Consider the following 24,352-nt stretch of genomic DNA (forward strand, 5'->3'; position numbering starts at 1 on the left):
GTTGTTATGAGCGCTCTCATAACAACAACACGCCGCAGGTCAACGTTGGGGGGGCGGGTGGTGTTTGTGGGGCGCGTTAGGCGTAGTCGCGGGCGCGGGTTAGGACTGCGTCCAGCATTTCCTCGGTGACACGGCCGGTGAAGGTGTTCTGCTGGCTCGGGTGGTAGCAGCCCAGCAGCAGGACGGGGTCGCGCCGGGTCACCGAGGGCGGCGGCACCAGTTCCGCCTCCGCGCCGTGGCCGAACTTCGGCCGGGGGCGCGGCACCCCGTATCCCGCCTGCTTGAGCGCGGGCCACACGCCCTGCCAGGCGAACCCGCCGAGGCACAGCACGCAGCGGACGCTCGGCGCGACCAGCTCGACCTCGCGGGCCAGCCACGGCAGGCAGGTGGTGCGCTCCAGCGGCGTCGGCTTGTTGTCGGGCGGCGCGCAGCGGACGGTCGCCGCCATCCGCGCGCCGATGAGCCGCTGCCCGTCGCCCGCGTGGACGCTGGTCGGCTGCGCGGCGAGACCCACCCGGTACAGGGACGCGAACAGCCAGTCGCCGGACCGGTCGCCGGTGAAGATGCGCCCGGTGCGGTTGCCGCCGTGCGCCGCCGGGGCCAGCCCGACGATCAGGATGCGCGGCTCCGGGTCGCCCCATCCGGCGATCGGGCGCCCCCAGTACTCCTCGTCCGCGAACGCGCGGCGCCGCTGCACGGCGACCTTCTCCCGCCACGCCACGAGCCGGTCGCAGGCGCGGCACACCGACTGGCGGGCGGACAGCTCGTCCAGACCGGGGGCCTTCGCGGCCAGCTCGACGACCTCGCCGGTGCCGTGGGCGACGGGGGTGTCCGGTGTCGCGGGGTCCTCCGGCCACCCGGATCCGGGCGGCACGAAGGGAGCGTTGGCGGTCGGCATACCACCGATCGTCCCACGCCGGGCCGCGTCGCGACGCGGTGGCCGGGTTCCGCCCATGGCGGGTGCGGACCGTGCCCGGTCGGTACGATGCGTTCGCCGGTCGGGGAGGCGGGTGTCCGGCGCCGCCATGGGCCAAGCGGGAGGCAGGAGTGTCGCAACCGGGCTGGTACCCCGATCCGTACGGCACCGGGAGCCTGCGCTGGTGGGACGGCCGGACCTGGACCGAGCGCCTGAACCCCGAGCCGGACCGGCCGCCGCGCCTGCCCCCGCCGCGACCGGCCCGCGAGCCGGCCCGCGAGGAGGCGGCGTCGCCCTACGCCGCGCCGCACGCGCAGCGGCCGACCTGGGAGAGCGCCCCGTCCGTGCGGGCCCTGGACGTGACCGTGCACGGGCTGAACCTGTACGCCGACGACCAGCTCGTCGCCTACGGGGACGCCTCGCTCACCTGGCCGCGGGTGGAGTGGGTGGCGTACTGGGCGGCCGAGCGCCCGGCCGGTTCCGGCCAGCGCTCCGGCGCACGGCAGTGGATCTTCCAGGCGGGCCGGTTCCCGTTCCGCGGCGGCCCTCGCGTCGAGGTGGTGATCGAGCCGGCCGCCGTGCCGGGCCTGGACGCCGAGCCCGGGCAGATCTGGGGGCGGCTGATCCAGCTCTGCCAGGAGCATGCCGAGCAGCGGCTGGTCGCGGAGCTGGCGCAGCACGTCCGGGCCGGGGAGTCGGTCGACGTGGCGCAGGGCCTGACCGTCCATCCGGGCGGCGTGCGCGGCAACCGGGTGTCGCTGAGCTGGTCGTCGATCTCCGGTGCGACCGTCGATCGGGGCCGGGTCTGGATCCAGCAGGCCGCCGGCGGCTCGCCGGTCCTCTACGTCCCGCAGCAGAACCCGAACGCGGTGCTGATCCCGGCGCTGCTGGCCCTGCTCAAGCGCTGAGCGCGCGGGCCGGCGCGGTCACAGCAGCGACCAGGCGATGCCGTCCAGGATGTCGTGCTCGCTGACGACGACGGCGCCGAACCCGTACTCCCGCATGATCCGGTCCAGGATCAGCGCGCCCGCGCCGATCACGTCGACGCGGCCCGGGTGCATGACGCCGAACTCGGCGCGCTCGGCGCGGGTCGCGTGCAGCAGCCGCCGCGTCACCTCGTGCACCTGGGTGGCGGTGATGCGGGACAGGTGGATGCGGGACGCGTCGTACTCCGGCAGGTCGAGGGCGATCCCGGCGACCGTGGTGACCGAGCCCGCCAGGCCGACGAGCGTGCGCGCCTCGTCCACCGGGACCCGCTCCCGGACGGTGGCGAGCGCGGCGTCGATGTCGCCGGCGGCGTTGGAGATCTGCTCCGGCGAGGGCGGGTCGTCCTTCAGGTGCCGCTCGGTCATCCGCACGCAGCCGATGTCGATCGAGCGGGACGCGCCGGCCGTGGAGCTGCCGAGCACGAACTCGGTGGAGCCGCCGCCGATGTCGACCACCAGGTAGGGGCGGGCGGGGCGCAGCTCGGCCAGCTCGCGGGTGGCGCCCAGGAAGGACAGCTCGGCCTCCTCGTCCCCGCTGATCACCTCGGGGACGACGCCGAAGATCTCGACGACCCCGCGGACGAAGTCGCTCCGGTTCGCGGCGTCGCGGGTCGCGCTGGTCGCCACCACCCGGGTCTTGATCGGGCCGTGCCCGGCGCGGCTGCCGTGCCGCTCGATCAGCTCGGCGTAGCCGTGCATCGCGGTGAACGTGCGCTCCAGCGCGGCGGGCGAGAGCCGCCCGGTCTCGTCGACGCCCTCGCCCAGCCGGACGATCTCCATCCGGCGCTCGACGTCGGTGAGCCGGCCGCCGTCCTCGCCGGGCTCGATGTCGGCGATCAGCAGGCGGACGGAGTTCGTCCCGCAGTCGATGGCCGCGACCCTTGTCACTCGTCCTCCCCTGGTTCGGCGTCGACGCCGGTGTCGGCGCCCCGCACGTCCTCGCCCTGCACGCAGCCGGTCTGGACGCACGGCCCGGAGCGCCACCATTCCGGCAGCGCATCCAGCGCCTCGCGGCCGAACGGGTTCACGCCGGGCACCGCCAGCTCGTGCGCGACGAGGGCGTGCAGGCACTTGACGCGCTCGGGCATGCCGCCCGCGCTCTGCATACCGGCGGGCAGCGGCTCGATGCCGTCCTCGCGGGCGGCCTCGGCCCTGCGTCGCAGGTAGTCCTCGTGGGCGGCGGTGTACTTCGCCTGGAGCGACGGGTCGGCGGCCAGCCTGGCCTGCATGTCCCGCATGATGCCGCCGCCCTCCAGCGTGCCGATGGCCGACGCGGCCTTCGGGCACGTCAGGTAGAACAGCGTGGGGAACGGCGTCCCGTCCGGCAGCCGCGGCGCCGTCTCGATCACCGCGGGCAGCCCGCACGGGCAGCGGCTCGCCACCGCGCGGACCCCGCGCGGCTCCCGCCCCAGCTGGGCCGCGACGGCGGCCGTGTCACCTGCTTCGATCATCTGTCCCCACCCGGCGATTCAGCGCGTCCGGTCGGCGGCCTCCACCGATCGCCACAGCGTCTCGTACCAGGGCGGCCTGCTCGTCGGCCCGCCCTGCTGCGCCTGCCGGCCCTCGCCGCCGCTGCCGTCCAGCACGATGTAGCACTTTACGTCAGGACGGCAGTAATGAAGCCTTCGTGTGGCCTCGCGCTCAATGTACGACTTATCACCCAGTTGTTGCTTGCGCTGGAGGAGTTCCCCGACCTGCCCGCGCGCCACCGCCTCCTTGTGCCGCAGGTCGGCGATCTCCTTGCGCTGGGCGATGTACTCGCGCACGGGGTAGGCGAGGCTCAGCGCGATCGCGCACACCACGACCGCGAGGATCGCGGCGCGGCTGGTCAGCGCCGGATTCCCGCGGCGCCCGCCGTCCGCGGGGCCGTCCGCGGGGTCGTCCATCGGATCGTCCGGGCCGTGGTCGCCCGCGTCGGTCGCGCGATCGTCGCGCTTCGCCATCGTGCCCCCTGCCTCCGGCTCGGCCGCCCGGGGCCCGGCGGGCGGGACGCGGCCCCGCCCGCCGGGTCGCGGGCTCCTGCTCAACCCCGCGCGTCGAAGCGCGGGAACGCGGCGGCGCCGGCGTAGCGCGCGGCGTCGTCCAGCAGCTCCTCGATGCGCAGCAGCTGGTTGTACTTGGCGACGCGGTCGCTGCGGGCCGGGGCGCCGGTCTTGATCTGGCCGCAGTTGGTCGCGACGGCCAGGTCGGCGATCGTGGTGTCCTCGGTCTCGCCGGACCGGTGGCTCATCATGCACTTGAAGCCGCTGGTCTGCGCGAGCGAGACGGCGTCGAGGGTCTCGCTGAGCGTGCCGATCTGGTTCACCTTGACCAGCAGCGCGTTCGCGGCGCGGGACTCCACGCCCCGGGCGAGCCGCTCGGGGTTGGTGACGAACAGGTCGTCGCCGACGATCTGGACGCGGTCGCCGACGGCGGCGGTGAGGCCCTCCCAGCCGGCCCAGTCCTCCTCGTCGAGGGGGTCCTCGATGGAGACGAGCGGGTAGTTGCCGAGCAGCTCGCCGTAGTAGGCGGCCATGTCGTCGGCGGACCGCTTGGTGCCCTCGAACGCGTACCGGCCGTCGGCGTGGAACTCGGTGGCGGCGACGTCCAGGGCGAGCGCGATGTCGCGGCCGGGGGTGAAGCCGGCCTTGCCGATCGCCTCGACGATGAGGTCGAGCGCGTCCCGGTTGCTCGGCAGGTCGGGGGCGAAGCCGCCCTCGTCGCCGAGGCCGGTGTTCAGGCCCTTGGACTTCAGCACCGACTTCAGCGCGTGGTAGGTCTCGGCGCCCCAGCGCAGCGCCTCGGCGAAGGTGGCCGCGCCGATCGGCGCGATCATGAACTCCTGGATGTCGACGTTGCTGTCGGCGTGCGCGCCGCCGTTCAGGATGTTCATCATCGGGACGGGCAGCAGGTGCGCGTTCGGGCCGCCCACGTAGCGGAACAGCGGCAGCCCGGCGGAGTCGGCGGCGGCCTTGGCGACCGCGAGGCTGACGCCGAGGATCGCGTTCGCCCCGAGCGCCGACTTGGCCGGGGTGCCGTCCAGGTCGATCAGCAGCTGGTCGATCAGCCGCTGGTCGGACGCCGGGTAGCCGACGAGCTTCTCGTCGATGGTCTCGTTGACGGCCTTCACCGCGTTGCGGACGCCCTTGCCGCCGTAGCGCTCCCCGCCGTCGCGCAGCTCCACGGCCTCGAACTGCCCGGTGGACGCGCCGCTCGGCACGGCGGCGTGCGCCTCGGTCCCATCGGCGAGCAGGACCTCGACCTCGACGGTCGGATTGCCGCGGGAGTCAAGGATCTCCCGGGCGAGTACGGCCTCGATCGACGACACGGGGAACCCCCTGGGGATGCGGAATGTCTGGTGCGGTCACCGAGCCTATCCGCGCGGGCCCCGCGGGGACCAACTGGCTCGCCGGGACCGAGGTCCGGGCCGGGGCGCCCGATCGCGGACGAACCGGGCGGCGGCGCCGGGGGCGTGGCCACGCCATGACCGGGTTTTACCCGTCCGCCACGGTGGCGTTTGCCGCGTTCAGGCAAGAATTCCCGCGTACTGACAGGAAGACCCCGGGAGGTCGCCATACGCGTCCGCTTCCGCCGGCCGTCCACGGGACTGAGCCGCTGGATCTGGCGGGCCGTCCCGCGTCACCCGCAGATCAGGACCCGGGTCACGCTGGCGTCGGTCCTGCTGGCCCTGCTGTTGTCGGCCGGGCTGTGGGCGGCCCTGCTCGTCCTGATCAGGCAGGACGAGCTCGACGCGACCAGGCAGACGCTGGGCCGCCAGGCGAACAGGGTCGCGTTCGTCATCCAGGCCGGGCGGTTGAACAACCCGCTGGCGGCGGCACCGAGCGACCGGATCCAGGTCATCGACCGCCGGAGGCGGGTGGTCGCGGCCACGCCCTTGCTGCAGGGGCGCCCCGCGGTGGACTTCCCTCCGCCGCCCCAGGACGAGACACGCCGCACCGGCACCGTCTGCGACGTCGACCCGTCGGAAGGCGGCTGCTTTACGGCGGTCGAGTACCAGGTGGGTCTCGGGCCGAACGCGCTCTTCATCATCGCGCTGGGCCCGAAACCGGGATTGATGCCGCGTCCGGCGACGGCGGCGCTGCTCGCGCTGACCATCCCGCTCATCACCGGCCTGGTCGGCTACGGGACGTGGCATTCGGCGAGCCGGACGATGCGGCCGGTCGACGAGATCCGCCGGGAGCTGGACGAGATCACCGCGACGGACCTGGAGCGCCGCGTCCCGGTGCCCGGCCGCATGGACGAGGTGGGCCTGCTCGCCGCGAGCGTCAACGCGACCCTCGACCGGCTGGAGCAGGCGGTGGCGCGGCAGCGGGCGTTCGTCTCCGACGTGTCCCACGAGCTGCGCAGCCCGCTCACCGCGCTGCGGATGGAGGTGGAGCTCGCGGTCGCGGCGCCGGAGGACAGCGACGTGGCGGAGACGCTGCAGGCCGTCCTGATCAACGTCGACCGGCTGTCCGCGGTGGTGGACGACCTGCTGGCGCTGGCCCGGCTGGAGGCCGACCGCGGCTTCGAGCGCGAGGCGGTGGACCTGACCGAGCTGGCGGACGCCGAGGTGCTGCGCCGCCCGCGCCGCACCCAGGTGACCGTCCTCGCGGAGGGGTCGGTGACGGTGCGCGGGGGCCGCACCGAGCTGGCGCGGCTGCTGACGAACCTGCTCGACAACGCCGACCGGCACGCGGCGGCCGAGGTGACGATGATCCTGCGCGCGGAGCCGCCCGGCACGGCCGTCGTCGAGGTGATCGACGACGGCCCGGGGGTCGCGCCGGCGGACCGGGAGCGGGTGTTCGAGCGGTTCACCCGGCTCGCCGAGGGCCGGCACCGCGACGCGGGCGGCACCGGCCTCGGCCTCGCGATCTCCCGGGACATCGCGCAGGCGCACGGCGGGACACTGGTCCTCACCGACCGCGCGGACGGCCGGACCGGTGCCCGCTTCGTCCTGCGCCTCCCCCGCACCTGACCCGCCCCGGCCCGCCCGTTCCCCGTCCGGCCCGTTCCCGACCCGACCGTTCTCGGTTCGTCAGTGCAGGTCGGCGGCGGTTACCGAGACTTCGGTGCCCGGTGCCGGGTCGACGCCCATCGCGCCGGCGAGCCTGCGGAAGGCGACCGCCTCGTCCGCGCGGCCGCGCCGCTCCAGGGTGCGCGCCAGCGCCTCGTGCGCCCAGCCGCTGCAGGGGTCCAGCTCGACGAGCCGGCGGAACGCCGCCTCGGCGCGGCCGAGCTGCGCGCTGTGGAAGTAGGCGCGGCCCAGCAGCTCGGCGACGGCGCGGTTGCCGGGGTCGTCCTCGGCGATGGGGGCCAGCAGGCGCGCCGCGCCCGCGTAGTCCTTGGCGTCGAAGAACAGCGTCGCGCGCTCGAACTCCTCGTAGGTGGTCATCCCGGCTCCCTTCAGTTGCTTGACGCAACCGATAGCGGGCCGGCTTTGTTCCCGCGCGGTCCCGGGCCGGTTCAGCCGAGGCCGAGGGAGTCGCGGAGGCGTTCGCGTTCGGCTTCCAGGAGCTCGATCTGGCCCTGCAGCTCCTCCCGCTGGGCGAGGTACTGCGCCGAGTCGACGAAGTCGCCGGCGTCGCCGGACGGCGCGGGAAGGTCCGCGCGGAGCCGGTCGAGGGACTCCTCGATCTCGCTGAGCCGGGCGCTGCGCTCGTCCTCGGGCTGGGTCATCTCATCCTCCCCGTCGGGTACGGACTCTGCATGCCCAGGGTCGGCCCGGACACTCCTCGCGCCCCGGGTCAGATGCGGATCACCGTCTTGCCCCGGGCGCCGCCGGCCCGGTTGTCGGCCAGCGCGCCGGCGGCCTCGGCGAACGGCACCTCGCGCTCCACCCGGACGCGGAGCTCGCCCGCGTCGATGAGGCCGGACAGCCGGTCCAGCAGCGCGGCCGAGGGCTCGGCCTCGAGGTTGATCCCGCGCAGTTCCCGGGCCGCCATGGCGTCCGGGTTCACCGACCAGAGCGTGCTCACGTAGGTCCCGCCGGGGCGCAGCAGCTGCGCGAGGTGCTCGACGGCGCCGGTGTCGCTCGCCATGTCGAGGACGGCGTCGATCCCGTCGGAGTGGACGGCGAGCACCTGCCCGTTGAGGTCGCCCTTGGAGTGGTCGACGGTCTCGTCCGCGCCGAGGCGCCGCATCGTACCGGCCATGTCGTCGCGGGCGGTCGCGATGACCTTGGCGCCCGCCAGGGCCGCGAGCTGCACCGCGCCCTGCCCGGTGCCGCCGGTCGCGCCGACGACGAGGACGGTGTGCCCGGTGTCGACGCGGGCCTGCTCCACCATCGCCAGCGCGCTCATGCTCGCGGTCGGCACCGCCGCCGCCTGCGTGTAGATCATGCCCTCCGGCATCTTCGCGACCGGCCCGTCGTCGCGGGCGATCGCGTACTCGGCGTAGCTGCCGCGCCCCTGCTCGGGCGCGCCGAACGTCCCGTAGACCTGCTCGCCGTGCCGCAGCCGGGTGACGCCGTCGCCGACCGCCTCCACCACGCCCGCGCCGTCCTGGCCGAGGATCAGCGGGAACGTCGCGTCGACGGAGTCCTTGAGCAGCCCGTCGGCGATCTTCCAGTCCATCGGGTTGAGCCCGGCCGCGATCATCTTGACGAGGATCTCCCCCGGGCCCGGTTCCGGGCGCGGCAGGTGCGTCGGCGCCGGTGTGGCGCCGTATTCGGACACGGCGATGGCTCGCATGACGATCGTCCCCCGATCGATCCCCCGGGGCGTCGAGCGCCCCCCATGATCAGCTACGGGTCCCCTACCCGATCATTCCGGCGATCACACGGATCCGCAGGTAGGACGGGTCACATCGGCCGCCGGGACGGGCCACGGCGGCCGCGGTCGTCAGGCGGGCGCCTGCTGTGCGGGGTCGCCGGGCAGCGGCGGGATCGTCACCGGCGGCGGCGGGACGGGCGGCCCGCCCGGCCCCGGGCCGCCGCCGTCGTCGCGCTTCTTCGAGCCCTTGCTGACCCGCAGCGTGATCGTCGACCCGGGCTCGGCCGAGCCGGGGCCGGGGGACATCTCGGCGACCGTCCCCTTCTCGTACCGGCGGGACTCGACCGGCGTGCTGACGTTGGTCGTGAAGCCGGCGTCGCGGAGCTTGGCGACCGCCTCGCCGAGTTCCATGCCGCGCACGTCGGGGACCTTCACCCGGTCCTCGCCGGAGCCCTTGCTGAAGTAGAGCGACGGCGGGCGGCGGAACGACGACGCGTCCGTGCCGCGCAGCGCCCCGCTCATGCTCTGCTGCCAGATCGGCGCGGGGATCGTCGCGCCGAACACGGCCCCGTAGCAGGTGCCGTCCATGCAGAGGTTCTCCATCGGGTGCTTGTAGCCGCCGCGCGGGTCGCCGACCCAGACGGCCGCCGCGAGGTCCGGGGTGTACCCGGCGAACCAGGCGGCGGAGAAGTTGTCGACGGTGCCGGTCTTGCCGGCGGCGGGACGGCCGAGGCCCATGCCGCGCGCCGTGCCCTTGGTGAGGACGCCCTGCAGCACGTAGTTGACGGCGTCCGCGACGCCCTCGTCGATCGCCTGCTCGCAGTCGCGTCCCGGCACCTTCAGCTTGTGCCCGGCCGCGTCCTTGATGGAGGTGATCGCGACCGGCGCGCAGTACTCGCCGCGCGCCGCGAACGCGGCGTAGGCGGCGGCGAGCCGCAGCGGGGACACCGGGTTGAAGCCGAGCGTGAAGGACGGGTACTCCTCCAGCGGCTTGCCGTTCGCCTGCTTCATCCCGAGGCGTTCGGCCATCTTGACGGTGTCGCAGAGGCCGACCTTCTTCTCCAGTTCGAGGAAGAAGGTGTTGACGGAGTGGTGCGTGCCGGTGACGAGGCTGAACTGCTTGCCGCCCTCGCCGTCGGCGGCGTTGCGCAGGGACGCGCTGGGGTCGCCGACCTTCTGGCCGTCGCAGTTGCGGAAGCCGACGGGGGTGAACTCGCGCGGCGCCATCAGCCGGGTGCCGAACGGCATGCCCTCGTCCAGCGCGGCGGCCAGCGTGAACGCCTTGAACGTCGACCCGGCCTGCATGCCGATGCTGGAACCGTGACTGGCGTCCGCGGCGAAGTTGATCCAGGTCTTGCCGCGCTTCTTGTCCGGCCCGAGCGCGCGGTCGACGACCATCGCCTTGATCTCGCCGGTGCCGGGCTCGACCATCGCCTCGGCGGCGGCCTTGTGCGCCGAGTTCTTCGGCGGGACGTGCTTGTCGACGGCGCGCTGCGCGGCCTTCTGCGCCTGCCGGTCCATGGTGGTGCGGATCGTGAGGCCGCCGCGTTTCAGCAGCTTCTCGCGGTCCTTGGCGGTCTTGCCGAACACCTGGTTGGTGAGGATCTCGCGCTGCACGTAGTCGCAGAAGAACGGCGCCCTGCTGGACACGCAGCCGCTCCGGACGTTGTCGATGTCCAGCCGGATGGGCCTGCTCTTGGCCGCCGCCGCCTTCGCCGGGTCGAGCCAGCCGAGCCGGAGCATCCGGTCCAGGACGGTGTCGCGGCGCTGCCGGGCCTCGCCGGGGTGCCGGATCGGGTCGTAGGCGTAGGGGTAGCGGATGACGCCGGCGAGCAGCGCGGCCTCCGGCAGGTCCAGCTCGGACGCGTGCTTGGAGAAGTAGTGCCGGGACGCGGCCTCGACGCCGTAGGCCCCGTCGCCGTAGTAGGCGATGTTGAGGTAGCGGCGCAGGATCTCGTCCTTGCCGAACTTCTCCTCCACCGCGACCGCGTACCGCAGCTCGCGGATCTTGCGGGCGGCGGTGATCGCGGTGGCCGCCTCCCGCTCCTCGTTGTTGTCGGCCTGGGTGAGCAGCAGGTTCTTCACGTACTGCTGGGTGATGCCGGAGCCGCCCTGCGTCACCTCCCCGCTGCTGAGGTTGCTGGCGAGCGCCCGCAGCGTGCCCTGCGGGTCGATGGCGCCGTGCTCGTAGAACCGGCTGTCCTCGATCGCCACGACGGCCTGGCGCATCACCGGCGCGATCTTGTCGAGCGGGACGTCCACCCGGTTCTGGTAGAAGAACGTCGCGATCGTCGAGCCGTCCGCGGCGAGGATCGTGGAGCGCTGCGGGACACCGGTCGTCGTCAGGTCCACCGGCTCGCTGTCGAACCAGCGGGCGGTGTCGCGGGCGCCGACCCCGGCCGTGCAGGCGGTCGGCAGCAGCATCAGCGCGACGAGGAGCCCGGCGAGGCCGCCGAGCGCGCCGAGCCCGCGCAGCGCGCGGGCCTTCTCGGCGCTGGTCGTGGACGAGGTGAGGACCCGGCGGCGGCGCGGCGAACCAGAGGCACCGCCCCCTCGGGCGCGATGCCCCGCGTCACCCTCCGCCCCGGCAGGCACGCGCCTAGGGTAAACGGGTCGTCGCGGCCGGACCACCCCGTCAACGATGTTCCGGAGGAATCCCCGCGAATCAGGCGCGCTACCGCCCTCGTTCCCACGCTCGGACACGATCGCGGAATACCCGGGAAACGGCGCGCAACTCGGCCTCCGGGTCGGCTCCCCGCTCCGTCGCCTCCCGGACGAGCGCGAAAAGCCGCGTACCCACGTCGTTCCCCTCGGCGGGCAGGTCGTCCGCGAGGCCGGCCGGGGCCTGCATCCGCGCCGCGCGCCGCTGGAGCTGCGCGGCCAGCGACAGCGCCGGCTGCCCCAGCGGGACGCCGTCGAGCGCGGACGCCTCGGCGCCGCTCTTGGCCGCCCGCTCGGCCGCCTTGATCTGCTCCCAGTTGGCCTTGACCTCGTCGGCGCCGGAGACGGTCACGTCCCCGAACACGTGCGGATGGCGGCGGACGAGCTTCTCCACGATCGCGCCGGCGACGTCGTCGATCGTGAACGCCGTCTCGTCGTCGCGCTCGGCGGCCACCACCGAGTGGAACGCCACCTGCATCAGCACGTCGCCCAGCTCCTCGCGGAGCCCGCCGAGGTCGCCGGACTCGATCGTGTCGAGGACCTCGTACGCCTCCTCCAGCAGGTACGGGACGAGCGTGGTGTGCGTCTGCTTGCGGTCCCACGGGCATTCGCGGCGCAGCGTGTCCATCACCGACACGAGGTCGAGCAGCCGCGCGCCGGGCAGGTCGTAGGAGCCGTGCAGCACCTCGACGTCCAGCGGGTCGGTGACGACGAGCGTCCCGACCTCGCGCATCAGGCCCTCGTCGCCCTCGGGCGCGGCGACCCACACGACGGTCCCGTCCGGGCCGGCCCGCCGCGCGTCCGCGACCAGGCGGGCGGCGTCGGGCTCGTCGACCGTCTCCGCGGCGATCCCGGCGTCGCGGAGCGAGGGCAGCAGCGGATGGCCGGCGCGCAGCCGGACGGCGGCCGCCGTCCGCAGCGCGTCCCAGGCCCGCCAGGTCAGCAGGCCGGGCGCGACCCGGTGCGTGGTCGCCAGCAGTGTCAGGCCCATGGCGCCTCAGATACCCGAATCGGGGCTGGACAGCCGGTAGGTGATCGGCCCGATCTCGAACTTGTCCGGGTTGTAGGTCCCGTAGCGGGGGTTGACCTCGATGTGCAGGCCGTCGGCGGTGCGCTTGAACAGCTCGTTCCACTGCCGGCCCGCCTGCTGCGTCGCCGGGCTCAGCCGGTTGTTCAGATCGGCGCCGAACCGCCGCATCACCGCGGCCTGCGTCGCGACGAGGCGCGCGAGGTCGCGGGCGTGGTCGCGGGGCAGCCCGCTGGCCAGCGTGATCGACTCGGCGCCGCCCTGCCGGTCCAGCGCCTGCACCGCGGTGTCGACCTCGCCGCCGGTGACCCGGACGCCCGCCCGGTCGGCGACCTTGCCGGCGACCTGGAAGTTGATCAGGAGGGTGAGCGCGCCCTGCAGGTCCGACTCGGAGTCGCCGGCGAGCCGCGGCGCCGGGTTGGCGGGGTTCGCGCGCAGCTCGTTGGCGGCCGGGTCCGCGCGGAACTGGGTGCGCCAGTCGCGGACGGTCTGGCTGAGCTCGGTGACGGTGATGCGGTCGTCGCCGACGAGGGCGGCGGTGCCGACCTTCGGGGAGCCGCCGCAGCCGGCCAGCGCGCCGGCCGCCAGCACGACCGCCACCGCCGCCTTCACGGACTTACCAGGCACGGAATCCTCGTCTCGTCATGGGTCTTCGGGTCGGGGGCGGGCCCAGGCTACCGCTTGGCGGCGGCGGTCGCGGATTCCAGGAACAGGGCCTCGACCAGGTCGGTCGCCCACCTCAGCAGCTCCTGGTCGCGCAGCGGCCGGCCGCCGATCGCCGCGGTCTTGGGCGCCGGCACGAGCAGGGTGTCGGTCGCCGGCTTCAGGATGCTCTTCGGGTACAGCCGCTGCAGCCTGACCTGCTTGGAGTCGGGCAGCCGCACCGGCGTGAACTTCACGAAGTTGCCCTGGAGGGTGACGTCGGTGAGCCCCGCGAGGCGCGCCTTCGCCCGGAACCGCGCCACCTCCAGCAGGTTCAGCACCGGGACGGGCAGCGGGCCGAACCGGTCCTTCAGCTCGTCGTGCACGGCGCCGATCTCGTCGTCGGACGTGATCGCGGCGATGCGGCGGTAGGCGTCCAGCCGGAGCCGCTCGCCCGGCACGTACTCGTGCGGCAGGTGCGCGTCGACGGGCAGCTCGACCTTCGTCTCGACGGCCTCGGCCGCGCCGGCGCCGCCGTCCTTCAGGTCCCGGACGGCCTCGCCGACCATCCGGACGTACAGGTCGAACCCGACGCCCGCGACGTGCCCGGACTGCTCGGCGCCGAGGATGTTGCCCGCGCCGCGGATCTCCAGGTCCTTCATCGCGACGTACATGCCGGCGCCCACCTCGGTGTGCTGGGCGAGGGTCGCGAGCCGCTCGTGCGCGGTCTCGGTCAGCGGCTGCTCCGGCTGGTACAGGAAGTAGGCGTAGGCGCGCTCCCGGCCGCGGCCGACGCGGCCGCGCAGCTGGTGGAGCTGCGACAGCCCGTACATGTCGGCGCGGTCGACGATGAGGGTGTTGGCGTTCGGCACGTCCAGCCCGGACTCGACGATCGTGGTCGCGACGAGGACGTCGTAGTTCTTCTCCCAGAAGTCGACCATGACCTTCTCGAGCTCGTTCTCGTTCATCTGGCCGTGCGCGATGCCGATCCGCGCCTCCGGGACGAGGTGCGCCAGGTTCGCCGCGACCTTGTTGATCGAGCGGACCCGGTTGTGCACGAAGAACACCTGGCCCTCGCGCAGCAGCTCGCGGCGGATCGCCGCGGCGATCTGCTTCTCCTCGTACGGCCCGACGAACGTCAGCACGGGGTGCCGCTCCTCCGGCGGGGTGAGGATCGTCGACATCTCCCGGATGCCGGTCAGCCCCATCTCCAGCGTGCGCGGGATCGGCGTCGCGGACATGGCGAGGACGTCCACCTGCGTGCGCAGGCGCTTCAGCTCCTCCTTGTGCTCGACGCCGAACCGCTGCTCCTCGTCGATGATCACGAGGCCGAGGTTCTTGAACCGGGTCTGCGACGACAGGATGCGGTGCGTGCCGACGATGACGTCCACGGTGCCCTCGGACAGGCCGCGCAGCGTCTCGTTGATCTCCGCGTCGGTCTGGAACCGGCTGATCGGCTTCACCACGACCGGGAACGCGGCGAACCGCTCGGCGAACGTCGACAGGTGCTGCTGGACGAGCAGCGTCGTCGGCACCAGCACCGCGACCTGCCGGCCGTCCTGGACGGCCTTGAACGCGGCGCGCACCGCGATCTCGGTCTTGCCGTAGCCAACGTCCCCGCAGATCAGCCGGTCCATCGGGACGGCCTTCTCCATGTCGACCTTCACCTCGTCGATGGCGGCGAGCTGGTCGGGCGTCTCGTTGTAGGGGAACGCGTCCTCCAGCTCCCGCTGCCACGGGGTGTCGGGCGCGAACGCGTGCCCGGGGCTCGCCATCCGCGCCGAGTACAGCCGGATCAGCTCCCCGGCGATCTGCTTGACCGCCTTGCGGGCGCGGGACTTGGCCTTCTGCCAGTCGGCGCCGCCGAGCCGGTGCAGGCTGGGCGCCTCCCCGCCGACGTAGCGGGTCAGCTCCTCCAACTGGTCGGTCGGGACGAACAGCCGGTCGCTCTTGGCGTACTCCAGGATCAGGTACTCGCGGGTGGCGCCCTGCACCGTCCGGCTGACCATCTCCACGTACCGGCCGACGCCGTGCTGCTCGTGCACCACGTAGTCGCCGGCCTTGAGCTGCAGCGGGTCGATGCCGCCCCGCCGCCGCGACGGCATCCGCCGGGCGTCCTTGGTGGACGACTTCTGCCCCGACAGGTCGGTCTCGGTCAGCACCGCGAGCTTGACCGACTCCCAGACGAACCCGTTCTCCAGCAGCCCGGTCGCCACCGTCACCACCGCGGGGCCGGGCGGCTCGGCGAGGTCGGCGCGGCGCGCGCCGAGGCCCTCCTCCCCGACGAGCTGGACGAGCCGCTCGGCGGGCCCGTGCCCGGCGGTCACCATCACCACGCGCCAGCCGGCGTCGATCCACCCCTTCAGGTCGCCGACGACGCGGGAGGTGTCGCCCCGGTACGCCTCCGCCTGCCGGACGCCCAGGCTCAGGGCACCGCCCTCGCCGTCCAGCGGGGACGCCTCCCCGGTACCCCCCGCGCCCGCTTCGCCCGCCGTCAACGGGTTGAGCGCTGTCACGCTCCAGCGCGGCAGCCCCAGCTCGTCGCTGTGCTCGCGGACCTCCTCCAGCGAGCGGAACGCGGCGGCGCCGAGGTCGATCGGCGCCGCTCCCCCGGCGGCGGCGTTGACCCAGCTCGCCTCCAGGAACTCCTGGCTCGTCCGGACCAGCTCCACCGACCGGGTGCGGATCCGCTCCGGCTCGCACACCAGCAGCGCCGAGCCGTCCGGCAGCAGGTCGGTCAGCAGCTCCATCCGGTCGGCGAGGACGGGCGAGAACGCCTCCATCCCCTCGACGGTGTCGCCGTCGGCGATCCGGGTGAGGATCTCCGCCAGCGCCGGATGCTCCCCGGCGAGCAGCTTCGCGCGCTCGCGCACCTGCTCGGTCAGCGGCAGCTCGCGGCACGGCGGCGCCCACAGCCCGCCCGGCGCGACCTCCAGCGACCGCTGGTCGGCCGCCTTGAAGTAGCGGATCTCCTCGACGGTGTCGCCCCAGAACTCCACCCGCAGCGGGTGCTCCTCGGTCGGCGGGAACACGTCCAGGATCCCGCCGCGCACCGCGATCTCGCCGCGCTTCTCCACCAGGTCGACGCGGTGGTACCCGGCGTCGACCAGGCTGCGGACGGCCTCGTCCATGTCGGCGTCCGCGCCGGAGGCGAGCCGCACCGGCTCCAGGTCGGCGAGCCCGGCCACGATCGGCTGCAGGACGGCCCGGACCGGCGTCACGACCACGTCCAGCGCGCCGCCCTTGCCGTCCGCCCCGGGCTGGGCCGCGTCCGGGTGGGCGAGGCGGCGCAGCACCGCGAGCCGCTGCCCGACCGTGTCCGAGCGCGGCGACAGCTTCTCGTGCGGGAGCGTCTCCCACGCCGGGAAGTGCGCCACCCGGGCCGGGTCCAGCAGGCTGGACAGGGCGGCGGTCAGATCCTCGGCCTCCCGGCCGGTCGCGGTCACCGCGAGCACCGTGCCGGCGCCGCCGGCGTCCCCGCCGGCGCGCAGGGCGCGGCTCAGCGCGGCGGCGAGCACCGGCCACAGCGCGGCCGGCGCCACGACCTCCTGGTCCGCGCGCGCCCGCTGGAGAGCACGCGCCAGCACCGCGTCGGTGCACGCAAGGTCAACAAGTCCGGAAAGCGTCATTTTCGCCCGCACAATCGCCGAAAAACCCCGTGGCAGGGCAGCCCGAAGCCCCGGAATCCCACGGGACCCCGGTACCGCGTACCAGGGTACGCGACACCGCCGCGCTCAAGAATGCGCAAATAGCCGACGGAACGCAGTCGGGCGATTACGCTGCGAGACTGTGACCGATCTGCGTACGCCGCCGGTCAGCGACGGCGATCTCTTCTCAGAACGCGCCCGTCAGTACGCCCTAGAGAAGCCCCTGCAGCGGATCCACATCCTGGAGGCGGGCTGCGGCTGGGGCACGGGACTGGACCTCGGCGGCCGCGAGCACCACGTCACGGGCGTCGACCTGGAGTCGCCGGAGCTGCGCGCCTACACCTGCGAGCGGCCCGACCTCGACACCTGGCACCTCGGCGACCTGCGCACCGTGCCGCTGCCGCCGCGCGCCTTCGACATCGTGCACGCCGCGTACCTGATCGAGCGGGTGCCGCACGCCGAACTGGTGCTCGACCGGTTCGTGGCCGCGCTGAAACCCGGCGGGCTGCTGCTGGTGCACCTGCGCGACCGCAACACCGCGTTCGGCTTCCTGGACCGCACGCTGCCCCGGTGGCTGCGCACGTCCGGGCGCGGCCGGCGGGCGCGCCCGGCGACCGGGCCGCGTCCGGGACGCGGGCAGCGCGGCGTCCACGCGCGCGTCCCGTACCCCGGGGGCGAGCGGGTCGCCGCCACCGGGACCGTGCCCGCCGGAGCCACCGTGCCCACCGTGCACACCGGGGCCGCCGCGCCCGCCTCGCTGGAGCCCTCGGCGGCGCCGCCCGAGCACCGGCCGGAGCCCGCGTCCCGGCCGGTGCCGGTGGTCCGGACGAGCCCGCCGCCCGCGCTCTACAGCAGGGTCGCGTCCCAGTCGGGCATGCGCTGGTACTGCGTGATGCGCGGGCTGGTGGTGGCCGAGGAGTACACGTCCCGGCAGGCCATCGACGCGCTCGGGGCCGGAACCGGCCTCGCCGACCTGCTGTGCCGGGTGGTGTCGGCGGCCACCCGCGGGCGCCTGACCGCCGACCACAGCGAGATCACGCTGGTCATCCGCAAGCCCGAGAACCGTTTCGCCAGGGTCATCTGACCGGGGCGGGTGTGCACGGGCCCTGGGCCGACGCAGTATTTTTCCTGCGGAAACTCCCACTGACACGGACGAGCCCGGTTCCCCGCCGCCGGGCGGGATCGGAGATCGCGGTGACCGCCGACGCCGGCCTTCCCGACACGCTGCGGGACCTGCCCGCATGGACCCCTGACCCGGTGGAGCTCGCCGATCTGGAGCTCCTCCTCGCCGGGGTGTACCGGCCGCTGGCCGGATTCCTCGGCTCCTACGACACCGCGATGGTGGTCGCCGGCGGCAGGCTCGCCGACGGCACCCCGTGGCCGGTCCCGGTCACGCTGACCGTCCCGAAGGAGCTGACCGGGCAGGAGCGGGTCGTCCTGCAGGACCCGGAGGGCGTGCCGCTCGCCGTGCTGGAGGTCGCCGAGGCGTGGCAGGACCCGGCCACCCAGGACTGGCGGCTCGCGGGGCCGCTGGAGGCGCTGCGCGCGCCCGCGCACGGACCGTTCCACGCGCTGCGCCGCCGCCCGGACGAACTCGCCCCCGCCGAGGGGCCCCTCCTCGCCCAGTCCCCCGAGGGGGAGCGCCCCCCCGCACCCCCCGGCAACATGCTCGCGGTGGCCACCCGGCGGCCGCTGCACCGCAAGCAGCTCGGCCAGCTCCGCCAGGTCGCCGAGCGGCTCGGCGCGCGGGTGCTGGTGCTGCCGCTGCTCGGCGGCGAGCACGACGAGTCCCTCGTCCGGGCGCTGCTGGGCGTCCGCAAGGACCTGCCGGACGGCGCCCGGATCGTCCCGGTGCCGCTGCCCGCGCGCGGTGCCGGCGCGGACCGCGAGGAGCGCGACGTCCTGCTCCGCGCGCACGTCGCCGCCGCGTACGGCGCCACCCACCTGCTCGCCGACGCCGGGCTGGACGGCACCGCGATCCCGCTGGTCGTCCCGGAGCCGTGGGCCTACGACGCCGACGTGGAGGTCTGGCGGCCGGTCGCGCGCATCGAACCCGACCACGTCCAGGCGGAGCTGACCGCCGAGCGGCTGGACGAGCTGCTGGACGCGGGCGAGCCCGTCCCCGACTGGTTCACCCCGCCGGCCGTCGCCGCCGAGCTGGTGCGGGCGCGCCCGCCGAAGCACGCGCGGGGCATCACGGTGTTCTTCACCGGGCTGTCGGGATCCGGGAAGTCCACGGTCGCGCGGGGCCTGTCCGACGCGCTGATCGAGCGCGGCGGCCGGACCGTCACCCTGCTGGACGGCGACGTCGTCCGGCGGATGCTGTCGGCCGGGCTGACGTTCTCCCGCGCCGACCGCGACCTCAACATCCGGCGGATCGGGTTCGTCGCCGCCGAGATCACCCGGCACGGCGGCACCGCGATCTGCGCGCCGATCGCCCCGTACGCGGCGACCCGCGCCGAGGTCCGGCGGATGGTGTCGGCCGTGGGCGACTTCATCCTCGTCCACGTCGCGACACCGCTGGAGGAGTGCGAGCGGCGCGACCGCAAGGGCCTGTACGCCAAGGCCCGCGCGGGCCAGATCCCGGAGTTCACCGGCATCTCCGACCCCTACGAGGTGCCGGACGACGCCGACCTCACGCTCGACACCGCGCGGATGACGCCGGACGAGGCGGTCGGCAGGGTGCTCGACCTGCTGGTGGCCGGCGGCTGGGTCCGTCCCGAATAGAACTTCTGCCTCGTTTGTCCCTCGGTACCCGGGTTAGACCGATCCGAGGGGCGTCCCCTAGGGTAGTACGCGAGTTTTCCTACATGACAGGTAGGTCATGCCGATGGACTTCGATTGGACGATGGCGTTCGGCTCGTTCCTCGTCGCCATCATCGTCGGGCTGACCGGCATGGGCGGCGGCGCGCTGATGACGCCGATGCTCGTGACCTACTTCGGCGTGAGCCCGCTCGCCGCCGTGTCCAGCGACCTGGTCGCCGCCGCCGTCATGAAGCCCGTCGGCAGCGCCGTCCACTACCGGCAGGGCACGATCGACATGCGGCTGGTCGGCTGGCTGTGCGCCGGCTCGGTGCCCGCCGCGTTCTCCGGCGTCCTGCTGGCCAGGGCCCTCGGGCACGGCGACTCGATCGAGGACTTCATCAGCATCGCGATGGGCGTCGCGCTGATGATCGCGGCCGCCGGGCTCGTGCTGCGCGCCCGGCTGGCCCGCCGCGGCGGGGCCGGCTCCGGAGACGACGGGAAAACGCCCGAGATCCACGTGCGCCCGCTGCCGACCGTGCTGGTCGGCGCGGTCGGCGGCCTCGTCGTCGGCATCACCTCGGTCGGCTCCGGCTCCCTCATCATCGTCGCGCTGCTCGCCCTGTACCCGGCGCTGAAGGCCAACCAGCTCGTCGGCACCGACCTGCTCCAGGCCGTCCCGCTGGTGTTCGCCGCCGCCCTCGGCCACCTGCTGTTCGGCGACTTCCGGATGGAGGTCACCGCCGCCCTGCTCGTCGGCTCCGTCCCCGGCGTCTACCTCGGCTCCAAGATCTCCTCGCGCGCCCCCGGCGGGCTCATCCGCCGCGTCCTCGCGCTCGTCCTGGTCGCGTCCTCGCTGAAGATGTTCGGCCTCGGCACGCTCCCTCTCGCCTGGACGCTGCTCGCCCTGACCGCCGCCACCATCCTGACCTGGCTCGTCCAGCGCCACCGCGCCGGCCGGAACCGGGATACGCTGCCCTCTCCCGTCCCGGCAGCCGGCCGAGCCGGCGCACCAGGAGAGCAGAGCAAGCGTGGACCAACGATGGCCGCATGACACCGTCGACGTCCTCGGCGTGCGGGTCAGCCGCACCGACGTCGCGCAGCTCCGGTCGTTCGTGGCGGCGGCCGTCAAGGAGCGCAGGAAGCTGACCGTCACGTTCGCCAACCCGGACTACGTCCTCAAGGCGCAGAAGGACGCCGGGCTGCGCGACCTCATGAACGGCTTCGACCTCGACCTGCCGGACGGCTGGGGCGTGGTGCTCGCCGCGAAGATCTTCGGACGCCCGGTCCCCGGCCGGATGGCCAACGACGACCTCACCGACGACCTGTTCGGGCAGCCCGCCGAGCAGGGCTGGCGGGTCTTCCTGTTCGGCAACGCCCCGGGCGTCGCCGAGGCCGCCGCCGAGAACGTCCGCCGGTGGTACCCGGGCCTGGCCATCGCCGGCACCCAGCACGGCCACTGGGCCGACGACCAGGGCCGCCTCCCCGCCGAGACGGCCGAACGGCTCGTCGCCGAAATCAACGACGCCGCCCCCGACATCCTGCACGTCGGCCTCGGCACCCCGCTGCAGCAGCGGTTCGTCACCGAGTACCGCGACCGGCTCACCGCGCCCGTCATCATCACCTGCGGCGCCTACTTCGAGCACCTCGCCGAGCGGCGTGACTACTACCCGGGCTGGGTGCTCAAGCTGCGCGTCGGATTCCTCTACCGGCTGGCCCGCGAGCCCCGCCGCCTGTGGCGCCGCTACACCGTCGAACTGGGCGCCTACCTGGGGCGGGTCGTCGTGCACCGGATCCGCCACGGCAAGGCGCCCGCCGGGTGACCGGATCGCCCCGCCGGACCGGGTTCCGCGGAACCGCTGCCCGGCAATCCGCCATGTGGTAGGACAAGAAGCCATCATCCACCCCGGCCGCTTCCGGAGCACCTTCATGCGACCCTTCATCGCCTGCCTCACGGCCACCTCCCTCGCGGCGTTCGCGGTGCCCGCCGCGGCGGGCGCGGCGAGCGCCGACATCGCCCAGGCCAAGGTGGTCTCGGCCAACCCGGTGAACAACACGCCGCACGTGCTGGACGGCACCGTCCGCGCCATCACCGTCGTGGGGAACACGGTCATCGTCGGCGGCAACTTCGACCAGGTGCGCGAGGCCGGCAGCGGCAAGAAGGCCGTCAAGCGGCACAACCTCTTCGCCTACGACATCCGGACCGGCAAGATCAGCACGGCCTTCACCCCCAAGGTCGACGGGACCGTGCACGCCCTCCAGCCGGGGACGAAGGGCGCCTGGGTCTACATCGCCGGGACGTTCAAGACCGTCGACGGGGTCAAGACCGGCACGGTCGCCGCGATCAGGACGGACGCCAACCAGGTCCACGCGGGCTTCAAGCCCAACGTGAACTACCGGGTCACCACGATGGTCCGGCGCGCCCGGCACCTCTACATCGGCGGCTCGTTCACCAAGGCCGGCGGCAAGGCCCGCACCGCCCTCGCCCGGGTGGACTCGCTGACCGGCGCCGCCGACAAGAACTTCGACTTCGGCATCACCAATCCGCGGTCGGGCACCCTGAAGGTCTACAAGCTCGCGGTCGACCCGGCCGACACCCGGATGGTCATCAACGGGACGTTCACCCGGGTCGACGGGCAGAGCCGGCCCCAGATCGCGATGATCACCCTGGGCACGGGCGCCGCGAAGCTGTCGACCTGGTCGACCACGGAGTACGCCGACGCGTGCAACCTCAACGCGTTCGACACCTACATGCGCGGCATGGACTTCTCCCCCGACGGCAAGTACTTCGTCGTCGTCACCACCGGCGGCCCCTACGGCCGGACCACGCTGTGCGACTCCGCCGCACGCTGGGACGCGGCCCGCACCGGCGCCCGGCAGAAGCCGACCTGGGTCAACTGGACGGGCGGCGACACGCTGCTGTCCACCTCGGTGACCGGCTCCGCCGTCTACGTCGGCGGGCACCAGCGGTGGCTGGACAACCCCTACGGGCACGACACCCCCGGCCCCGGCTCCGTGTCGCGCCCCGGCATCGGCGCCCTGAACCCGGCGACGGGCAAGGCGCTGGCGTGGAACCCCACGCGGACGCTCGGCCACGGCGTCGAGACGCTCGTCGCCCACCCCAAGGGCCTGCTCGTCGGCAGCGACACCGAGGAGCTCGGGCACGAGTACCACGGCCGGCTGGGCATGTTCCCGGCCCAGTGAGCCCGGTGGGGCGTGTGAGATAAAGGGACGACCATCGAGAGAAAGGGGCCGTCCGTGCACGACAGCGACCCCCGCGACCCGTTCCCCGGTGGTCACCACCGACCCGACGCCCGCCGCTCGCAGCCCGTCCCGCCGGCCCGCCGGCGCGGGCGGGCCCGGCGGCGCGGCCCGCGGCCGTCCCGCTACTTCACCGCCGCCGGCACCCTCCTCGTGCTCGGCGGCTCCGTCGGCGCGATCGCGCTGACCGGCACCGGCACCAGCCGCGACGCCCACACCGCCGCCGCCCTCGCCGGCACCGTCCTGCCGGCCGCCGCCGACACCTATGTCGTACGCGAGATGCCCGGCACGGGGTTCGGCGGCGCCAAGAAGATCACCGCCTCGCAGTGGCCGGACTGGCACTCCGAGGCCTACATCGCGTTCGACGTGCCGCGCGGCACCCCGCAGATCGCCGAGGCCCGCGTCGAGGTGGCCTTCGACCGCCCCAGCAACCGGCCCCGGCAGGTCGAGCTGCGCACGCTGCCCGGCGCCTGGACCGAGCAGGGCACGTCCTGGAGCAACCGGCCGTCCGCCGGCCCGGTCATCGCGACCGCCGCGTCCACCGGGGACCGGATCTCCTTCGACGTCGGCCCGGTCGTGACCGGCCCCGGCCGCTACGCCTTCGCCGTCACCAACCAGGACCCCCGGTCGGCGGCCTCCCTGCATTCCCGGGAGGGCGGCGACGGACCCCGCCTCGTGCTGAAGACCCGCCGCGGCGCGCCCGCACCGTCCCGCAGCGCCGCGCCGACCCCGACACCGTCCGCGACGGCGGCGCTGCCCGCGCCCGGCCCGGAGCCCACCTGGGCGGCCCCCGAGCCCACCGAGTCCCCCGGGACGTCCCCCGGCGGCGGCCGGACGCTCTGCGGCCTCTCCCTTGAGCTCAACCCGGGCGAGACCTTCCAGAAGGCCCTCGGCCGCCTCGACGCCCGGTACGGCGGCCTGGAGACCGTCCGCCTCTTCTACCGGGGCGTCCCGCCCGCGTGGCCGGGCAACCCCGACCTCGGCGACCGGCCGCCGATCATCTCCTTCAAGCTCGCCCCGAAGGACGTCCTCGCCGGCAAGTACGACAAGGCGATGACCCGCTGGTTCGCCACCGCGCCCCGCGACCGCGACGTCTACTGGGTCTACTACCACGAGCCCGAGGACAACATCGCCGCCGGCGAGTTCACCGCCGCCGACTACCGCGCCGCGTGGCGGCACCTGCGCTCCCTCGCCGACAAGGCCGGCAACGCGCGCCTGCACGCCACCCTGGTGCTGATGAGCTGGAGCCTCGACCCGCTCTCCAAGCGCGACTGGCGCGACTACTACCCGGGCCGCGACGTCGTCCAGGTCCTCGGCTGGGACGCCTACAACCTCGGCTGGAAGAAGGGCCGCTACGACTCGCCGCCCACCATGTACGACCGCGTCGTCGCCGTCTCCAAGGCCGAGAACCTGCCCTTCGGCGTCGCCGAGACCGGCAGCTACCTGGTCGGCGACGACACCGGCACCGAACGCGCCGCCTGGCTCCGCGCCACCAACGCCTACCTGAAGAAGCACCACGCCCTGTGGGTCGCCTACTTCGACCTGGACTGGCCCACCGGCGACTTCCGCCTCCTGGACACCCACAGCCGCAAGGCGTGGAAGGAGCTGTGCTAGCTGTGTCGGCCCAGGGGGGCGACCCCCTGGAACCCCCGTCAGCGACGCAGGCATGCCCGCTCCGGGCGCTAGGGCGCCCTCCGCGTGCCTGCCCGTGGCGCCGCTCCAGGTCCGCACCACGGCCGTGCATCGACTGGCCGTACATGACAATGGCGCGCGGGTGG

General features: G+C 73.8%; 20 protein-coding genes. 8 read left to right on the forward strand and 12 right to left on the reverse strand.

The features are described from left to right. Positions 1–76: 76 nt before the first annotated feature. The gene (locus ABZ806_RS22865) at positions 77–898 is read right to left on the reverse strand and encodes a uracil-DNA glycosylase (protein WP_500219383.1); all 822 of its coding nucleotides are present in this window, start codon (positions 896–898) and stop codon (positions 77–79) included. Between the two features lie 149 nt (positions 899–1,047). Between ABZ806_RS22865 and ABZ806_RS22870 the strand changes: the two genes are divergently transcribed. Then, the gene (locus ABZ806_RS22870; protein ID WP_500219384.1) at positions 1,048–1,824 is read left to right on the forward strand and encodes a DUF2510 domain-containing protein; all 777 of its coding nucleotides are present in this window, start codon (positions 1,048–1,050) and stop codon (positions 1,822–1,824) included. An 18-nt stretch (positions 1,825–1,842) separates the two neighbouring features. On the opposite strand, the gene ABZ806_RS22875 is transcribed toward ABZ806_RS22870, so the two are convergent. The 4 genes from ABZ806_RS22875 to eno all read right to left on the reverse strand — a co-directional run bounded on the left by ABZ806_RS22875 (position 1,843) and on the right by eno (position 5,209). Then, complete coding sequence (locus ABZ806_RS22875; RefSeq protein WP_500219385.1) at positions 1,843–2,790, reverse strand: Ppx/GppA phosphatase family protein; 948 nt, start codon at positions 2,788–2,790, stop codon at positions 1,843–1,845. Then, complete coding sequence (locus ABZ806_RS22880; RefSeq protein ID WP_500219386.1) at positions 2,787–3,353, reverse strand: DUF501 domain-containing protein; 567 nt, start codon at positions 3,351–3,353, stop codon at positions 2,787–2,789. Before ABZ806_RS22880 ends, ABZ806_RS22875 begins: the two co-directional genes overlap by 4 nt. 18 nt (positions 3,354–3,371) lie before the next feature. Further along, positions 3,372–3,845: an FtsB family cell division protein gene (locus ABZ806_RS22885; protein ID WP_500219387.1), complete on the reverse strand. Its 474-nt coding sequence runs from the start codon at positions 3,843–3,845 to the stop codon at positions 3,372–3,374. A gap of 80 nt (positions 3,846–3,925) precedes the next feature. Continuing rightward, complete coding sequence (gene eno / locus ABZ806_RS22890) at positions 3,926–5,209, reverse strand: phosphopyruvate hydratase (protein ID WP_500219388.1); 1,284 nt, start codon at positions 5,207–5,209, stop codon at positions 3,926–3,928. Between the two features lie 189 nt (positions 5,210–5,398). On the opposite strand from eno, the gene ABZ806_RS22895 reads away from it, so the two are divergent. Further along, positions 5,399–6,859, forward strand: coding sequence for a sensor histidine kinase (locus tag ABZ806_RS22895; protein WP_500219389.1), 1,461 nt, complete (start codon positions 5,399–5,401; stop codon positions 6,857–6,859). A 60-nt stretch (positions 6,860–6,919) separates the two neighbouring features. On the opposite strand, the gene ABZ806_RS22900 is transcribed toward ABZ806_RS22895, so the two are convergent. The 7 genes from ABZ806_RS22900 to mfd form a co-directional block, all read right to left on the reverse strand. Next, entirely contained in the window at positions 6,920–7,276 is a 357-nt protein-coding gene (locus tag ABZ806_RS22900; protein ID WP_500219390.1) for a tetratricopeptide repeat protein, read from the reverse strand. Between the two features lie 71 nt (positions 7,277–7,347). Next, the gene (locus tag ABZ806_RS22905; RefSeq protein WP_500219391.1) at positions 7,348–7,560 is read right to left on the reverse strand and encodes a hypothetical protein; all 213 of its coding nucleotides are present in this window, start codon (positions 7,558–7,560) and stop codon (positions 7,348–7,350) included. Positions 7,561–7,628: 68 nt separating this feature from the next. Then, positions 7,629–8,573, reverse strand: coding sequence for an NADP-dependent oxidoreductase (locus ABZ806_RS22910; protein WP_500219392.1), 945 nt, complete (start codon positions 8,571–8,573; stop codon positions 7,629–7,631). Between the two features lie 150 nt (positions 8,574–8,723). After that, positions 8,724–11,189, reverse strand: coding sequence for a penicillin-binding protein (locus ABZ806_RS22915; protein WP_500219393.1), 2,466 nt, complete (start codon positions 11,187–11,189; stop codon positions 8,724–8,726). Between the two features lie 79 nt (positions 11,190–11,268). Continuing rightward, the gene (gene mazG, locus ABZ806_RS22920; protein ID WP_500219394.1) at positions 11,269–12,246 is read right to left on the reverse strand and encodes a nucleoside triphosphate pyrophosphohydrolase; all 978 of its coding nucleotides are present in this window, start codon (positions 12,244–12,246) and stop codon (positions 11,269–11,271) included. A gap of 6 nt (positions 12,247–12,252) precedes the next feature. Beyond that, a complete protein-coding gene (locus ABZ806_RS22925) occupies positions 12,253–12,909 on the reverse strand; it encodes a hypothetical protein (RefSeq protein WP_500219395.1) in 657 nt (218 codons plus the stop codon). Between the two features lie 47 nt (positions 12,910–12,956). Further along, positions 12,957–16,553, reverse strand: coding sequence for a transcription-repair coupling factor (gene mfd / locus ABZ806_RS22930; RefSeq protein ID WP_500219396.1), 3,597 nt, complete (start codon positions 16,551–16,553; stop codon positions 12,957–12,959). Between the two features lie 160 nt (positions 16,554–16,713). Between mfd and ABZ806_RS22935 the strand changes: the two genes are divergently transcribed. From ABZ806_RS22935 to ABZ806_RS22960, 6 genes are all read left to right on the forward strand, one after another. Next, a complete protein-coding gene (locus ABZ806_RS22935; RefSeq protein WP_500219397.1) occupies positions 16,714–17,655 on the forward strand; it encodes a class I SAM-dependent methyltransferase in 942 nt (313 codons plus the stop codon). Positions 17,656–17,765: 110 nt separating this feature from the next. Continuing rightward, a complete protein-coding gene (gene cysC, locus ABZ806_RS22940; protein ID WP_500219398.1) occupies positions 17,766–19,298 on the forward strand; it encodes an adenylyl-sulfate kinase in 1,533 nt (510 codons plus the stop codon). 103 nt (positions 19,299–19,401) lie between these two features. Next, positions 19,402–20,367 (forward strand): sulfite exporter TauE/SafE family protein, encoded by a 966-nt coding sequence (locus ABZ806_RS22945; protein ID WP_500219399.1) that lies wholly within the window; start codon positions 19,402–19,404, stop codon positions 20,365–20,367. After that, positions 20,345–21,136: a WecB/TagA/CpsF family glycosyltransferase gene (locus ABZ806_RS22950; RefSeq protein ID WP_500219400.1), complete on the forward strand. Its 792-nt coding sequence runs from the start codon at positions 20,345–20,347 to the stop codon at positions 21,134–21,136. Before ABZ806_RS22945 ends, ABZ806_RS22950 begins: the two co-directional genes overlap by 23 nt. Before the next feature lie 106 nt (positions 21,137–21,242). Next, entirely contained in the window at positions 21,243–22,517 is a 1,275-nt protein-coding gene (locus tag ABZ806_RS22955; protein WP_500219401.1) for a hypothetical protein, read from the forward strand. A gap of 54 nt (positions 22,518–22,571) precedes the next feature. After that, a complete protein-coding gene (locus tag ABZ806_RS22960) occupies positions 22,572–24,188 on the forward strand; it encodes a CBM96 family carbohydrate-binding protein (RefSeq protein ID WP_500219402.1) in 1,617 nt (538 codons plus the stop codon). Positions 24,189–24,352: the final 164 nt, after the last annotated feature.

Origin of the sequence: Spirillospora sp. NPDC047418 (assembly GCF_040643275.1) — a bacterium.
Lineage (GTDB): Bacteria > Actinomycetota > Actinomycetes > Streptosporangiales > Streptosporangiaceae > Spirillospora.

Excerpts from the sequence above, each read along its gene's own strand:
- ABZ806_RS22865 (WP_500219383.1), bottom strand. The coding sequence starts at position 898 with ATGCCGACCGCCAACGCTCCCTTCGTGCCGCCCGGATCCGGGTGGCCG.
- ABZ806_RS22900 (WP_500219390.1), bottom strand. The coding sequence starts at position 7,276 with ATGACCACCTACGAGGAGTTCGAGCGCGCGACGCTGTTCTTCGACGCC.
- mfd (WP_500219396.1), bottom strand. The coding sequence starts at position 16,553 with ATGACGCTTTCCGGACTTGTTGACCTTGCGTGCACCGACGCGGTGCTG.
- ABZ806_RS22910 (WP_500219392.1), bottom strand. The coding sequence starts at position 8,573 with ATGCGAGCCATCGCCGTGTCCGAATACGGCGCCACACCGGCGCCGACG.
- ABZ806_RS22905 (WP_500219391.1), bottom strand. The coding sequence starts at position 7,560 with ATGACCCAGCCCGAGGACGAGCGCAGCGCCCGGCTCAGCGAGATCGAG.
- ABZ806_RS22885 (WP_500219387.1), bottom strand. The coding sequence starts at position 3,845 with ATGGCGAAGCGCGACGATCGCGCGACCGACGCGGGCGACCACGGCCCG.
- ABZ806_RS22880 (WP_500219386.1), bottom strand. The coding sequence starts at position 3,353 with ATGATCGAAGCAGGTGACACGGCCGCCGTCGCGGCCCAGCTGGGGCGG.
- mazG (WP_500219394.1), bottom strand. The coding sequence starts at position 12,246 with ATGGGCCTGACACTGCTGGCGACCACGCACCGGGTCGCGCCCGGCCTG.
- ABZ806_RS22955 (WP_500219401.1), top strand. The coding sequence starts at position 21,243 with ATGCGACCCTTCATCGCCTGCCTCACGGCCACCTCCCTCGCGGCGTTC.
- ABZ806_RS22945 (WP_500219399.1), top strand. The coding sequence starts at position 19,402 with ATGGACTTCGATTGGACGATGGCGTTCGGCTCGTTCCTCGTCGCCATC.